This window comes from Acetobacter sp. UBA5411 (assembly GCF_002409645.1).
Classification (GTDB): Bacteria; Pseudomonadota; Alphaproteobacteria; order Acetobacterales; family Acetobacteraceae; genus Acetobacter.
The window spans coordinates 2,421-3,006 of sequence record NZ_DHNR01000020.1 but is presented as its reverse complement, the minus strand read 5'-3'; the positions used below and the strand labels follow the sequence as shown (position 1 = coordinate 3,006).

The following is a 586-nucleotide window of genomic DNA, read 5'->3' as shown; positions in this document are numbered from 1 at the left end:
GCCTGAACTGCATGTTCTGGCTGGGGTTTCAGGATCTTCCGGGTCTTACGACACGCATCGGCGACAAAGCCTTTACCCTGCTCGGCAACGCCAACCTCACCCACGCCATGCGCCTGCAGGATGCCATGCGCACGCGCGAGTGGATCGAAAAGCAGTCCGATCGGATCGAGGTCAGTCAGGCCACGCATTTTGAAGGCAACTCGGCTGGCAGTTACCGGGAAGGACGGGGTGCCGAAGTCCGGGAAGTCGCCCGTATTCCCTGGGCAGACCTTCAGTCACTCATCGAGGGCGAGGCCATAACGATGTATGCCGGTCGCATCGTCCATTCGAAGACGTTCTTTGCCGCCGTCAATGGGCGGTCAGGCGCGATCCGCATGGCCCAGCCGGTCATGCTTGCAGCGCCGCTGGACCTGAATCGGGTGCCCCCGGACCAGCAGTTACTCGCCCTCCTCGCGACGATCGAAGGCGGCCTGTTTCAGTCTGAACTGACCACGGTACACGACGAGCCGGATGTTCGCGCACTCCAGGAAGCAGTCGACCGCCTCGGTCCAGGTTCTCAAGACATCCTGCGCAATTTTGCACAGAT

The 586-nt window shown here is 61.3% G+C and carries 1 pseudogene; it reads left to right on the top strand.

Going from position 1 to position 586, the window contains the following annotated elements:
- Positions 1-586 (top strand): annotated as a pseudogene (locus B3759_RS07010) (conjugal transfer protein TraG); the annotation flags it as partial.